The sequence below is a fragment of the Actinomycetospora flava genome (assembly GCF_037400335.1).
Taxonomy (GTDB): Bacteria; Actinomycetota; Actinomycetes; order Mycobacteriales; family Pseudonocardiaceae; genus Actinomycetospora; species Actinomycetospora flava.
Genome location: NZ_JBBEGM010000019.1, coordinates 95,806 through 109,139 on the forward strand (window position 1 = coordinate 95,806; position 13,334 = coordinate 109,139).

General features: G+C 74.1%; 16 protein-coding genes. 9 read left to right on the forward strand and 7 right to left on the reverse strand.

Going from position 1 to position 13,334, the window contains the following annotated elements:
* Positions 1-12: 12 nt before the first annotated feature.
* Together WCD58_RS30955 and WCD58_RS30960 are read left to right on the forward strand one after the other, a co-directional pair.
* Positions 13-459, forward strand: a complete 447-nt coding sequence (locus WCD58_RS30955; protein WP_337706986.1) for a hypothetical protein — start codon at positions 13-15, stop codon at positions 457-459.
* A 91-nt stretch (positions 460-550) separates the two neighbouring features.
* Positions 551-1,762 carry an alpha/beta hydrolase family protein gene (locus WCD58_RS30960; protein WP_337706987.1) on the forward strand — a complete coding sequence of 404 codons (1,212 nt, stop codon included), beginning with the start codon at positions 551-553 and terminating at the stop codon, positions 1,760-1,762.
* Here WCD58_RS30960 and WCD58_RS30965 read toward each other — a convergent pair.
* Together WCD58_RS30965 and WCD58_RS30970 are read right to left on the reverse strand one after the other, a co-directional pair.
* Positions 1,755-2,360, reverse strand: coding sequence for a TetR/AcrR family transcriptional regulator (locus tag WCD58_RS30965; RefSeq protein ID WP_337706988.1), 606 nt, complete (start codon positions 2,358-2,360; stop codon positions 1,755-1,757). The genes WCD58_RS30960 and WCD58_RS30965 overlap by 8 nt on opposite strands.
* A gap of 5 nt (positions 2,361-2,365) precedes the next feature.
* Positions 2,366-4,261, reverse strand: coding sequence for a flavin-containing monooxygenase (locus WCD58_RS30970; RefSeq protein ID WP_337706989.1), 1,896 nt, complete (start codon positions 4,259-4,261; stop codon positions 2,366-2,368).
* A gap of 138 nt (positions 4,262-4,399) precedes the next feature.
* On the opposite strand from WCD58_RS30970, the gene WCD58_RS30975 reads away from it, so the two are divergent.
* From WCD58_RS30975 to WCD58_RS30995, 5 genes are read left to right on the forward strand one after another with little or no spacing between them, the layout of a single operon-like run.
* Complete coding sequence (locus WCD58_RS30975) at positions 4,400-5,050, forward strand: nitroreductase family protein (RefSeq protein ID WP_337706990.1); 651 nt, start codon at positions 4,400-4,402, stop codon at positions 5,048-5,050.
* Between the two features lies 1 nt (position 5,051).
* Positions 5,052-6,590: a class I adenylate-forming enzyme family protein gene (locus WCD58_RS30980; protein WP_337706991.1), complete on the forward strand. Its 1,539-nt coding sequence runs from the start codon at positions 5,052-5,054 to the stop codon at positions 6,588-6,590.
* Positions 6,591-6,609: 19 nt separating this feature from the next.
* The gene (locus WCD58_RS30985) at positions 6,610-7,257 is read left to right on the forward strand and encodes a Dph6-related ATP pyrophosphatase (RefSeq protein ID WP_337706992.1); all 648 of its coding nucleotides are present in this window, start codon (positions 6,610-6,612) and stop codon (positions 7,255-7,257) included.
* 12 nt (positions 7,258-7,269) lie between these two features.
* On the forward strand, positions 7,270-7,944 hold the full coding sequence (locus tag WCD58_RS30990; protein WP_337706993.1) for an MBL fold metallo-hydrolase: 675 nt from the start codon (positions 7,270-7,272) through the stop codon (positions 7,942-7,944).
* A gap of 26 nt (positions 7,945-7,970) precedes the next feature.
* Complete coding sequence (locus WCD58_RS30995) at positions 7,971-8,294, forward strand: hypothetical protein (protein ID WP_337706994.1); 324 nt, start codon at positions 7,971-7,973, stop codon at positions 8,292-8,294.
* 28 nt (positions 8,295-8,322) lie between these two features.
* Here WCD58_RS30995 and WCD58_RS31000 read toward each other — a convergent pair whose 3' ends face one another.
* The 5 genes from WCD58_RS31000 to WCD58_RS31020 form a co-directional block, all read right to left on the reverse strand.
* Positions 8,323-9,843: a CoA-acylating methylmalonate-semialdehyde dehydrogenase gene (locus WCD58_RS31000; protein WP_337706995.1), complete on the reverse strand. Its 1,521-nt coding sequence runs from the start codon at positions 9,841-9,843 to the stop codon at positions 8,323-8,325.
* Positions 9,844-9,877: 34 nt separating this feature from the next.
* Entirely contained in the window at positions 9,878-10,663 is a 786-nt protein-coding gene (locus tag WCD58_RS31005; protein WP_337706996.1) for a CYTH domain-containing protein, read from the reverse strand.
* Between the two features lie 135 nt (positions 10,664-10,798).
* The gene (locus WCD58_RS31010; protein ID WP_337706997.1) at positions 10,799-11,002 is read right to left on the reverse strand and encodes a hypothetical protein; all 204 of its coding nucleotides are present in this window, start codon (positions 11,000-11,002) and stop codon (positions 10,799-10,801) included.
* A gap of 95 nt (positions 11,003-11,097) precedes the next feature.
* A complete protein-coding gene (locus WCD58_RS31015) occupies positions 11,098-11,646 on the reverse strand; it encodes a TetR/AcrR family transcriptional regulator (protein WP_337706998.1) in 549 nt (182 codons plus the stop codon).
* Positions 11,643-11,978, reverse strand: coding sequence for a DMT family transporter (locus WCD58_RS31020; protein ID WP_337706999.1), 336 nt, complete (start codon positions 11,976-11,978; stop codon positions 11,643-11,645). Before WCD58_RS31020 ends, WCD58_RS31015 begins: the two co-directional genes overlap by 4 nt.
* A gap of 62 nt (positions 11,979-12,040) precedes the next feature.
* Here WCD58_RS31020 and WCD58_RS31025 point away from each other — a divergent pair, with 62 nt between their 5' ends.
* Positions 12,041-12,166: a hypothetical protein gene (locus WCD58_RS31025; RefSeq protein ID WP_337707000.1), complete on the forward strand. Its 126-nt coding sequence runs from the start codon at positions 12,041-12,043 to the stop codon at positions 12,164-12,166.
* A gap of 167 nt (positions 12,167-12,333) precedes the next feature.
* Positions 12,334-13,314 carry an AraC family transcriptional regulator gene (locus WCD58_RS31030; RefSeq protein WP_337707001.1) on the forward strand — a complete coding sequence of 327 codons (981 nt, stop codon included), beginning with the start codon at positions 12,334-12,336 and terminating at the stop codon, positions 13,312-13,314.
* Positions 13,315-13,334: the final 20 nt, after the last annotated feature.

Sequence of the window (13,334 nt, forward strand, 5' to 3'; positions counted from 1 at the left end):
GAGGTGGCGGACATGGCACACGCGGCAGGCGGCCCGGTCGGACCCGGTGAGAGCCCCACGGTCCGGATCGCGCGCGGCGAGCGCCGCTCGACGATGGTCTGGCAGGTGCTCAGCGCCCTCGCCCTGCTCGCGATGGGCGGCATCCACCTCTACCTGACGGTCTGGGGCGGCACCGGCGGCGTCCTCGGGAACCTGTTCCTGCTCAACGCGCTCGGCGGGCTGGTCCTGGCCATCGCCGTGGTGGTCACGCGCGGGCAGCTGCTCGCGATCTCGACGGTGCTCGGGCTGCTCTTCATGGCCGGCACGCTGGCCGCGCTCGTCGTCGCCCTGACGCCGTTCGGGCTGTTCGGGATCCAGTCGAGCCTCGACTACGACCTGGCGCCGACCACGCTGGTCGTGGAGTCGGTCGGCACGATCGTCCTGCTGGTCACGACGGCGCTGGTGCTGCGCCGGCGGTGACTCCCGGTGCTCTCGGTGACCACGGCGGCGCGCCGTGCACACGAGCGAGATGGCGGATGTCCGGCGCGGGCCGGCGGAGCACGGTAGGTGCATGCTGCTCCCGTTCTTCACCGACCACGCCTTCGACTTCTCCGCCCGCACCGCCCTGGGTCACACCGGGCTGGGGGTCGGCGACGTCGGCATGGCCGTCGGCGCCATCGACGAGACCACCGACGGCGACGCGATGTCCTGGTACACCGCGTGGCACGGCCGCGCCGAGCGCCTGCGCCGCGACGCCGACGCCGCCCGCGCCGCCGGGCGCCTCGGCACCGCGGCGTTCCTCTACCTCGGGGCGTCGGGGTTCCACGACGAGTCGCTCGCGTTCGTCGACGGCATGGAGGACACGTCGCTCCTGCTGCCGACCTTCCGGGCGCACCGCGCCGCCTGGGACGCCTTCGTCGCCTGCTCCGACGGCCGGCACCTGCCCATCGACCTCGCCTACGAGGGCGTCGCGATGCCCGGCTACCTGTTCCGCCCCGACGCGAGCGGCACCCCGCGCCCGACGCTCGTCGTCACCAACGGCAGCGACGGGGCGCTGTCCGGGCTGTGGGCCACCGCGATCCGCCCGGCGCTCGACCGCGACTGGAACGCCGTCGTCTTCGACGGCCCGGGCCAGCAGACGCTGCTGTTCGAGCGCGGCATCCCGTTCCGGCACGACTGGGAGGCCGTCCTCACCCCGGTCGTGGACACCCTGGTGGCGCGGCCCGACGTCGACGAGCACGCCCTGTTCGGCTACGCGATCAGCCAGGGCGGCTACTGGCTGCCCCGCGCGCTGGCGTTCGAGCATCGGTTCGCCGCGGCGGTCGTGGACGGCGGGGTCGTCGACGTCGCCCGCAGCTGGAACGTCAACATCCCGCCGCCGCTGCTGGCGCTGCTGCGGGCCGGCGACCGGGACCGCTTCAACGAGGCCATCAGCTCCGGGCCCGCCGACCCGGTGCGGGCGCGGACGTTCGCGTTCCGCGCCCGGCCCTACGGCGGCGAGACCCCGTACGACGTGTTCAGCGCGGTGCAGCGGTTCACCCTCGACGGGCTGACCGACCGGATCACCACGCCGCTGCTGATCACGGACCCGGACGACGAGGACTTCTTCGGCGGCCAGTCCCGCGAGCTGTACGACGCGCTGCCCGGCGAGAAGGAGATCGTCCGGTTCACCGCCGAGCAGGGCGCGAACCGCCACTGCGAGGCGATGGCCCGTGGGCTCGTGGGCGTGGTGATGACCGACTTCCTCGGCGCGCACCTCCCCGCCGGCGCCTCGCTCACGTAGGGCCGGCGCGCAGGCCCCCGAGGAGCAGGGCCGTGTGGCTCGCGACGACGTCGTCGGCGTCGGTGTCGTCGGTGCCGCGGATCCAGCCGCTGACGCCGTTGAGCATGTCGAGGATGCCCAACGCGGCGAGGCCCGGGTCGAGCGCGCGGAACTCCCCGCTGCGCATGCCGGCGGTCAGCACGTCGCGCACGCGGCGGTTGTAGTAGTGCAGGTATCCGTCGACGTCGGCGCGGTGCTCGGGGGTGAGCGCGGGCCGTTCGTGCAGGCCGACGAGGTACTCGACGCGCCGGTGCAGCAGGTGGCGGATGTGCGCGCCGATCAGCGCGGTGAGGCGCTCGGTCGGGGTCCCGGCGGCGTCGAGCAGCGGCAGGTTCTGCTCCACGGGCTCCTGGGTGACCGTCAGGCAGATCGCGTAGAGGATCTCCTCCTTGGAGGAGAAGTGGTGGTAGAGGCTGGCGCCGCGGATGCCGATGGCGTCGGCGATGTCGCGCATGCCGACCGCCGCGTACCCGTGGTCGGCGACGATCCGTGCCGCGGCGCTGACGATCTCGGTCTGCCGTTCGGCGCTGCTCTTCCGGCGCGCGACCCGTTCCTCCATCCGGATCAGTGTTCCCGGCGCGGTTCGGTGGCGTACTCGGCGAGGTCCGCCTCGTGGGTCATGCGCCAGTAGTCGACGATGCGCCACGGCATCGTGGAGACGACCCGCCCCGCGTCGTTGCGGTACCAGTTCGTCATCCCGGGGTGCGTCCACAGCATCCGCGCGTGCGCCTCGTCGTGGCGGCGGGAGTACTCCTGCTCGACCTCGGGGCGCACCTCCACCGCGCGCAGGTCCTCGCCGGCCATCCGCGCGAGAAGGTCGACGATGTAGCGCACCTGGCACTCGGCGATGGTGATGTAGCTGCCGCCGTGCCCGAGCACGGTGCCGGGCCCGCAGGTGATGAACAGGTTCGGGAAGCCCGGCACCGTGATCCCGAGGTGGGCGCGCGCGTCCTCGGGCCCCCACACGTCGGCGAGGCCCACCCCGCCGCGGCCCCGGATGTCGATCGGCCACAGGTAGCGGTGGGTGTGGAACCCGGTGGCCATGACGACCACGTCGGCCGGGGTCTCGGTGCCGCCGTCGCCGCGCAGCCCGGTGGGGGTCACCTCGGCGACGCCCTCGGTCACGAGCTCGACGTCGTCGCGGCGCAGCGCGCGGTACCACCCGTTGTCGAGCAGCATCCGCTTGCCGAAGGGCGGGTAGTCGGGCAGCGACTTCTCGACCAGGTCCGGGCGGCCCTCGAGCTCGGCCTCGAGGTAGCGGGTGAACACCCGGCGGTGCGCGTCGTTCACCGCGTTGACCGACCGCCCGGGGTGCTCCCACTCCGGGTCGACCTGCAGCGACGGGTGGACGCGGTCGTTGAAGTTCCACGCGAGCCGCGCCCGGTACCAGGCGCGGTAGTACGGCACCCGGCGCATCAGCTCGTGCACGGCGGTGTCGATGGGCGCGAAGTAGACGTCGTTGGGCGCGACCCACTGCGGCGAGCGCTGGTAGACGGTGACGCGCTCGGGCACGCCGGCGATCGCGGGGACCACCTGCATCGCGCTCGCCCCGGCTCCGACGACGGCGACCCGCCGGCCGGTGAGGTCGAGGTCGTCGGGCCACTGCGCGGTGTGGAACAGCGCCCCGTCGAACGTGTCGAGCCCCGGGATCGCCGGGAGCTTCGGGCGGTTGAGCGCCCCGGTCGCGCTGATCAGCACCCGCGCGGTGACGACCTCGCCGTCGGCGGTGCGCACGCGCCACACCGCGGCGTCCTCGTCGTACTCGGCGGCGACGACCTCGACGCCGAAGCGCACCGACCGGCGTACGTCGTGGGCGTCGGCGACCTCGCGCAGGTACTGCTCGACCTCGTCGCGCTTGCCGAAGTGGGTGCTCCAGTCGCGGGGCGCGAACGAGTACGAGTACAGGTGGCTCGGGGTGTCGACGCCCGCGCCCGGGTAGGTGTTCTCCCACCAGCCGCCGCCGACCTCGGTGTTCTTCTCCAGCACGACGTGCTCGACGCCGGCCTCGCGCAGCTTGATCGCGGCGAGCATCCCGGAGACGCCGGCGCCGATGACGACGGCGTCGATGTCCGCGCCGGCGGGCACCGACGGTGCGGGCTCGGGGGCGAAGCCGAGGTCCTCGGCGAGCATGTCGGCGTACTCCGGCGGCGCCGGCTCACCGGTGGCGAGGGTGAGCAGCTCGGTGAGCAGCTCGCCGGTGGGGGCCGGGATCGCGGCCGGGGCGCCGGCCTCGTGGGCCAGGACGGCGTCGAGCACCGCCGCGCGGATCTCGGCCGCGACCTCGTCGGCGAAGCCCCCGCCGTCGTTGTTGTCCATGCCGCGGCTGCGGGTGGGACGGTAGGGCTCGCGGCACCACCGGCGGTCGCCGGTGAGCTGCACGAGCACCGGCACCAGCGAGGGCAGGTTGGCGTGCTCGAGCGCCCTGGCGAGCACGGGGTCGAGCGACGTGCCGTCGGCCATGCGATCCCCTTCCCTATCGGTGGTTAGGTTAGCGATCCACCCCGCCCGCCGTCCACGACGTCGGGTTCTTGACAGCCGCAGTGGGCCACACCACCATCGCCGTCGACGAACCTAACTGTGGATAGGCAGGTGTTGGCGATGGAGCTGACGGACGCGATGCGCACCGTGGGGACCTGCCGCTACTTCACGGGCGACGCCGTGCCCGACGACGTGCTCTACCGCGCGTTCGACGCGGCGCGCTTCGGCCCCCAGGGCGGCAACCGCCAGCCGGTGCGGTGGGTCGTGGTGCGCGACGCGCAGCGCAAGCAGGCGCTCGCCGACCTCTACCTGCCGCTGTGGAAGGCCTACCTCGGCGCGATCGGCGACGGCTCGGTCAACGTCGGGGCGCTGCCGAAGACCGTCCAGGACGCCGACCACTTCGCCGAGCACCTGGCCCAGGCGCCGGCCATCGTCGTCGTGTGCGCCGAGATCGACGGGCTGCACCCGACCGACCTCGAGCTCGACCGGTTCTCGGTCGTCGGCGGGGCGTCGATCTACCCGACGGTGCAGAACTTCTGCCTCGCGCTGCGCGACCAGGGCGTCGGCTCCGCGGTGACGACCCTGCTGTGCCACCACGAGCCGCAGGTCCGCGAGCTGCTCGGGCTCCCCGACGGCGTGATCACCGCCGCGCACGTCGCGATCGGCTACCCGGCCAAGGGCTTCCCCCGCAAGCTGACCCGGTCCGCGGTCGAGGACATCGTCTCCGCCGAGTCGTACGGCACGCCCTACTTCGCCGGGGCGGGCGTCTGACGTGCCCGACCTCGCCCCGCACCACCGCACGCTGCTCGGCCGCGCCACCATCGGCGACCAGCTGCGCCGCCACGCCCGCACCCAGCCGCACAAGGTCGCGTTCATCGCCTACGCCGCCGACGGCACGCGCACCGAGACCACCTACGGCGCGCTCGACGAGCGCGCCAACCGCTTCGCCGCGCTGTTCACCGCGCGCGGCATCGGCCGGGGCGGGCGCATCGCGTCGATGGCCCGCAACAGCGTGGACGTCGTCGCCGCCTACTACGGCGCGCTGAAGATCGGCGCCGCGTTCACCGGCGTCAACCCGCTCTACCGCGAGGCGGAGGTGGCCCACCAGCTCGGCCACAGCCGGGCCGCGCTCGTGCTCGTCGACGACGCCTTCGCGGCGGTGCTCCCCGGGGATGCTGCGCGCCTCCACTACGGCCCGGAGCTCGACGCCCTGCTGGCCGAGCAGCCCGCCGGCGAGCCGGACGTCGAGCTCGACGAGAACGACGTCGCGCTGATCGTCTACACCTCCGGCACCGAGGCCGCGCCCAAGGGCGTGCTCATCCCCCACCGCAACTACCTCGCCTCCACCGCGCCCGCGTGGGGCTGGGGGCTGCAGACCGGGCCCGCGGACACCTGGCTGTTCGTCATGCCGTTCCACACCATCGCGGGGCTCGGGTCGATGACCAGCCTGACGCTGATGGGCGCCACCCTCGTCCTGCCCGCGAGCGCCGACCCCGCGACCGCCGTCGAGATCATCGGGCGCGAGCGGATCACGGTCATCGCGCAGACCCCGACCTTCTACATCGGCCTCGCCGCCCAGGGCGCGTTCGGGCCGGAGACGGTCGGGCAGGTCCGGCGCGCCATGACCTACGGCGGGCAGATCCCGCCGCACGTCATCGACGCCTGGTCGGCGGCCGCGCCCGACGTGCTGTGGGGCACCTACTGGGGCCAGTCCGAGCTGTCCCAGCTCGGCACGGTCGGCTTCTTCCGCACGCTCGACGACGTCCCCGGCGGCGACCCGACGTGGATCGGCAAGCCGGTCACGCACCTCGAGATCCGGGTGGTCGACGCGGACGACGAGGACGCCGAGATCGGCGAGCTGATCTGCCGCACGCCCTCGGCGATGCTGGGCTACCTCGACGACCCGGAGCGCACCGCGGCGGCGTTCCGCGGCGGCTGGGTCCGCACCGGCGACATGGTCCGCGTCGACGCCGAGGGCAACCTCTTCTTCCACGACCGCGTCAAGGACATGATCAAGTCGGGCGGGATGAACGTGTCGTCGCAGGAGGTCGAGCGCGTCGTGCACGGCCACCCGGCGGTGGAGCGCGCGGCGGTCGTGGGCGTGCCCGACCCGTACTGGTCGGAGGCCGTCACCGCGTTCGTCGTGGTCCGGCCCGGGCACGAGCTGACGGGCGAGGAGCTGGTCGCGCACTGCAAGGCCGTGCTCGCGACCTTCAAGGTGCCCAAGGCCGTGCACCTCGTCGACGAGCTCCCGGTGGACCCGCAGGGCAAGGTGCTCAAGCGACGCCTGCGGGACGCGGCGCCGGCCTGATGCGCCTAGCCTGGCGATCATGACCGGGCAGGCGTGGATGAGCTGGTCGGGCGGCAAGGACTCGGCGTTCGCGCTGGCCGCGGCGCGCGGGACCACCACCGTCGCCGGCCTGCACACGACGGTGCGCGCGGACGGGGAGGTCGCCGCGAGCTACCTGCCGCTCGCCCTCGTCCGCGCGCAGGCCGCCGCGCTCGGGCTGCCGCTCGAGACCGTCGAGCTGCCCTCGCCGTGCCCGAACGACGTGTACGAGCAGCGCACGCGCGCCTCGTGGGCGCGGCTGCGGTCCTCCGGGGCCGACGAGGTGATCTACGGCGACCTCTTCCTCGCCGACATCCGCGCCTACCGCGAGCAGGCGCTCGCCGGCACCGGGCTCACCGCGCGCTTCCCGCTGTGGGAGCGGCCGACCGGGGAGCTCGCGCGGTCGATGCTCGCGGGCGGCGTCCGCGCGGTCGTCGTGTGCGCCGACCCCGCCCGCGTCCCCGCGGCGATCGTCGGGCGGGCGTGGGACGCCGACCTGCTGCGCGCGCTGCCCGGGGACGTCGACCCGTGCGGGGAGAACGGCGAGTTCCACACGCTCGTCACCGACGGGCCCGGGTTCGCGCACCCGGTCGCCGCGACGGTCACGGGCACGGCCGCGCGGGACGGGTTCGTCGTCGCCACGTTCTGACAGGCTCTCGGGGTGGCCCCACCGCTCACCGAGATCGCCGACGGGGTGCACGTCGGCGCGCTGGCCCCGGCCAGTCTCCTCAACACCGTGCTGATCGAGGGTCCCGACGGCGACGTCGTCGTGGACGCCGGGTTCCCGTGGTCGGCCCGGCGCCTCGCCACGCTGCTGCGCGGGCGGCACGTCGCCGAGCACGCCGTGACCCACGCGCACGGCGACCACGTCGGGGCCACCGCGTGGCTCTGCCGGCAGACCGGCGCGCCGCTGGCGATGGGCGAGGCCGACGCCGGCCGGTTCGAGAACGGGCGGCTCGACACGCACGCCGGCGCGCTCGGCCGCGCGGTGCTCGCGCCGCTGGCCCGCGAGCGCCGGACGGTGGACCGGCGCCTCGTCGAGGGCGACCGCGTCGCGGGGTTCTCGGTCCTGGCCGTGCCCGGGCACAGCCCCGGCACGCTGGCGCTGTGGCGTGCCGAGGACCGGGTGCTGATCGTCGGCGACGGCCCGGTGAACGTGTCCGACGACCCGCGCTCGCCGCGGTGGCTCCCGCTGCCCCGGGGCCTGCACGACGACCCGTCGAAGGCCGGCGCGTCGCGGCGCCGACTGGCCGAGCTGCGTCCGGCGCTCGTCGTCGCCATGCACGGCCGACCGGTGGCGGCGCCCGGGAAGTGGGCCCGCGAGGTCGGTGTGTGAGCGGCGTCCGGGCGTAACGTCGCCGGATGGCCAAGGACACCGCCAAGGACAAGAAGCCTCGTGAGGACCCCGTCGCGACCGCGCTCATCGCCCCCGACACCCCGGTGAACGCCGAGCCCCCGACGAGCGGGCTCCCCGCGCGGCAGGACACCTCCCGCGGCGTCACCGACTCCGTCGTCGAGGTCGCCGCGGACACCGCGCACGCGGTCCGGCGCGTGCTCCCGCACCGCACGCCCGTCTACCTCGGGGGCGCCGCCCTGCTCGTACTCGGGCTGGTCGACCTCCCCGTCGTCGCCGGCGGCGCGCTCGTCTACGAGGCGCTGCGGCGGTGGCGCCCGGCGACCCGGTGAGATCCCCGGTGAGGTGATCGACGGCCCGTCAGGTGTTGCGCGGGAAGCCGAGGTCGAGCTCCGCCGACCCGCCGCGCTGCGCGGGGTCGGTCCAGCGGGCGGTGACGACCTTGCCGCGGGTGAAGAAGTGCACGCCCTCGACGCCGTGGGCGTGCGTGTCGCCGAACATCGAGCTCTTCCAGCCGCCGAAGCTGTAGTAGGCGGCGGGCACGGGCACCGGGACGTTGATGCCGATCATCCCGACCTCCACCTCGTGCTGGAAGCGCCGCGCGGCGCCCCCGTCGTTGGTGAAGATCGCGGTGCCGTTGCCGTACGGGTTGGCGTTGACCAGCGCCACGGCCTGCTCGTAGGTGTCCACGCGCAGCACCGACAGGACCGGCCCGAAGATCTCGTCGGTGTAGATCGACATGTCGGTGGTGACGTGGTCGAAGAGCGTCGGGCCGACGAAGAAGCCACCGTCGCTTCCTTCCGGCGTCTCGGCGTCGGGCTTCACGCCGCGCCCGTCGACCACCAGCGTCGCCCCGGACGCCTCGCCGGCGTCGACGTAGGACGACACCCGCTCCTGCGCCGCGCGGGTGACCAGCGGGCCCATGTCCGCGTCGCGGCGCCCGTCCCCGGTCACCAGCCCGCGGGCCCGCGACGCGATCCTCTCCACCAGCGGGTCGCCCGCCGAGCCCACCGCGACGACGGCGGAGATCGCCATGCACCGCTCCCCCGCCGACCCGAACCCGGCGTTGACGGCCTGGTCGGCGGCCATGTCGAGGTCGGCGTCGGGCAGCACGACGGCGTGGTTCTTCGCTCCGCCGAGGGCCTGCACACGCTTGCCGTGCGCGGTGCCGGTCTCGTAGACGTGGCGCGCGATCGGCGTCGACCCCACGAAGCTGATGCTCTTCACCTCGGGGTGGGTCAGCAGCCCGTCCACGGCGACCCGGTCGCCGTGCAGCACGTTGAACACCCCGTCGGGCAGCCCCGCCTCGCGCCAGAGCTCGGCGAGCCACTGCGCGGCCGACGGCACCTTCTCCGAGGGCTTGAGCACCACGGTGTTGCCCGCGGCGATCGCGATCGGGAAGAACCACATCGGCACCATGGCCGGGAAGTTGAACGGGCTGATGATCCCCACGACGCCCAACGGCTGGCGGATCGACGTGACGTCGACGCCCGTGGAGGCGTTCTCCGTCGCCGAGCCCTTGAGCAGGTGCGGCATCCCGCACGCGAACTCCACGACCTCCTGGCCGCGCGCCACCTCGCCGGCGGCGTCGGAGAGCACCTTGCCGTGCTCGGCGGTGATGATCTCGGCGAGCTCGTCGGCGCAGGTGTTGAGCAGCTCGCGGAAGGCGAACAGGATCTGCGTGCGCCGCGCCAGCGACGTGTCGCGCCAGCCCGGGAACGCGTCGCGCGCCGCCCCGACCACGGCCTCGACGTCGGCCTCGGTGGCGAAGGCGACCCGGCGCGTCACCTGCCCGGTCGCCGGGTCGGTGACGTCGCCGAAGCGGTCGGTCGCCGACGTCAGGACCGCGCCGTTCGCCCAGTGCTGGAGCGTCGTCGTCATCACCGGGAGGCTAGGCGCCAGACCGGTCCCCGGCCTACCGAACCCGCGCCCGGCGCAGCTGCTCGGTCCACAGCGAGGTCTTCGTGCGGTGCGGCGGCGCGGGCGCGAGCCCGTGCGTGGCGAGGAAGACCGCGACCGCCTCGGCCGTGCGGCGGGCGTCGGCCGGGGCGCACCGCGCCGAGAACTCCTCCAGCACGCGGCCGCCGGGGAACCGGAAGCGCTCGTGGCGGGCGTGCGGCAGGCCGCAGCGCGCGCGGGGCACGGTGGCGCGCTCGATCACCAGCGGGCCGAAGAGACCCAGGTCCTCGCTCGCGAGCGCGCCCGCGGCCCCGGCGAGCAGCGCCGCCTGGGGATCGGTGAGGACCTTCTGCACGGGCACGCGGCCGTCGCGGACGTCGAGCGCCAGGGCGGCGGCGAGCACCGTGCGCACCTCGGTGCTGCGGTGCACGACACCGGGCAGCATGTCGAGCTCGACGCGGGACTCGGCGGGCGGGACGCCGCCCGGGACGGGGTCCTCGCCGCGCACGCGCACCGTGAGATCCCAGCGGTCGCGGCCTCGGTCGCGCAGGCGGACGTTGACGCCGAGGTGCGCGAGCGCCAGGTCCGGCGTGTCGAGCAGGTGCAGGCGGCGGGTCCGGACGCGCCCGTGGCGCCCGACGAGGTGCACGGTGGAGCCGGGCTGCGGCGTGAGCAGCACCTTCAGCTCGACGCTCTCGGCGCCGTCGCCGACGACCCGGGCCCACGCGTCGTCGTCCGGCGGCGGGAAGCCGAGGGCGGCGGCGAAGTCGGCGCCCGGCAGCGTCTCGCAACGCTCGAGCATGCGCGCTCCTGCCACGAACGTGGTCGTCGGCGGTCGAGGGCGTCGCGGCGGGCTTCTCGACCGCGGTTGCGCCGACCGTACCGATCCCGCGCCGGAGCGCCACCCCATCGAGCGGCGGGCCCTGTCGCTCAGGGGTCAGACCGTGGACTTCTTCTTGCCCTCCCACAGCTCGCCGCCGGTGAGCACGTACACGAACGGCACGATGGGCACGAGGGCCAGCACGGCCCAGACGATCTTCGCCGTCCCGCTGAGCTCCGGGCGGACCACGAGGTTGAGCCACACGAGCACCACGGCCACGGGGTGCAGGAAACAGACCAGGAGCTCGGCGAGCTTCTTCATCGGCGCGTCCGCGGTGCTCGGGGGTCGCCCGGACGGGCCACCGGTGAACACCGACCGTAGCGGGACGTCCGGAACCGCACCAGATCTCCACCTCGTCAGGCGGGGACCAGCGCGCGCAGCACCCCTTCGACGTCCGCGGCGGCCCACGGAGCGGGGTCGCACCAGCAGCGCAGGAACAGCCCGTCGACGGCGGCGGCGACCGCGGCGCGACGGCGCGGCTCGGGCACGACGGGGGCGAGCACCGCGTCGAGGGCGCGGGTCCAGCGGACCCACTCGTCACGCAGCGCGGGGCGCCGGCCCGCCTGCAGGAACAGCTCGTACTCGGCGTCGACGGTCCGGCTCGGGTCGATCGCGCCGTCCGCCACGAGGGCCGCGAGGGCGGGCAGCGGGTCGTCGTGCTCCGTGCACCTCTGGAGCGCCGCGACCCAGTCGTCGTTGACCGCGGCCAGGGTGGCCGAGAGCAGCCCGTCGACGGTCGGGAAGTGGTAGCTGACGAGGCTGGGTGTCATCCCGGCCTCGGCGGCGACCGCCCGCTGGGTCACCGCGGCCACCCCGCCGCGGCCGATCACGCGCATCGTCGCCTCGCGCAGCAGGCGGCGGCGCTCCTCGCCCTTGCGCCGCCGGCCGTCGACCTGCTCGCTCATGCGGCCGTACTGTGCGCCGCCCCGAGCTCGAGGGCGAGCACCCCGGCGATGACGAGGCCGATGCCGCCGACCTGCACCCACGTCAGCGACTCGCCGAGGAACAGCGCGCCGGCCGCGGCGACCAGCGCGACGCCCGCGGCCGCCCACACCCCGTAGGCGACGCTGACGCCGAGGCCGCGCGCGAGGGCCTGGGAGAGCAGACCGAAGGCGACGAGGTAGCCGACGACCACGACGACCGAGGGCACGAGTCGCGTGAAGCCCTCCGAGAGCTTCAGCGAGACCGTCGCGACCACCTCGGACGCGATGGCGAGCGCCAGGAACAGGTAGGGCACGGCCGCCGTCCTTCCCGAAAATTAGGTCATCTGCCCAGTATTCTAGGTGAGAGGCTCCCGCGGTGGCCACGAGCGTCGCCGACGTCACCACCGCCCTGCACGAGCTCGACGTCGTCCCGGCCCAGGTGCTCGCGGAGTTCCCGGACCTCCCGTCGCTCCTCCTGACGGCGGTCGCGGCGCAGAGCTGACCCTGGAGCTCACACGGATCCCACGCGGATCTCCCCTGTATCCGACGTTCGTCACGTCCATGCCTGATGTCGCCCGGACGTGGGGATTCCGATGATCACGGAAACGTCGCCCGGACGAGATCGGTCGGACATAATCAATCGCGCACGATCGAGTAGGGAGCGTGAGGATGGCGGGCGGGAGCCGACCGGAGCCGGTCACGCGGTACCAGTGGGCGAGCACCGACCCCGAGGCCGCGAACGACTACCTCCGCGCGACCTACACCGACTTCCGGCCGGTGGCGACCGAGCCGGAGGGGTTCACGTTCTGGACCGAGGTGGCGACGACCGGCCTGTTCGGGATCGGGCGCCTGCGCCACTCCGGGCCGATCAAGGCCAGCTGCGACCCGCTGCAGGCGCTGGTGGTCGTGCAGAACCTGGCGGGCGGGCCCCACCACGTCGACGACGGCACGGGCTTCGTGGGCGGCACCCTCAAGCTCGCCCCGACCTGGTCGGACTACGACACGGGCTGGCAGGACGTCACCGTGCAGACCGCGGTGCTCGACCACGACGAGGTCAGCCGCGTCGCCGCCGAGCTGTCGGGCCTGGACCCCGAGACCGTCGCGTTCACGTCCGCGGCCCCCGTGTCGCCGGCTCTGGCCGACTACTGGGGCCGGCTGAGCACCCACGTGTACGACGACGTCCTGAGCTCCGACGCCCTCATGGGCGCGCCGCTGGTGCGGTCGAACACGATGCGCCACCTCGCGACCACCCTCATCTCGACGTTCCCGAACACCGCGCTCGACGTGCTCATGGACCCCGCGGCGAGCGACCCCGGGAACGCCGAGCCGGCGACCGTGCGCCGCGCGGTGGAGTTCATGGACGCGCACGCGCACGAGGACATCGGGCTGACCGAGATCGCCGACGCGGCCCGCATCGGCGCGCGGTCCCTGCAGCTGGCGTTCCGCCGCCACCGCGACAGCACGCCGCTCGAGTACCTGCGCCGCGTGCGCCTCGAGAGCGCCCACCGCGACCTGCTCGCCGGCGACCCCACCCGCGGCGACCGCGTCGAGACCATCGCCGCCCGCTGGGGCTTCGGGCACCCGGGCCGCTTCTCGGTGATCTACCGCGAGCACTACGGCCGCTCGCCGAGCGCGACGCTGCGCCTGTGACGCAGCGTGGTCGGTGCTGA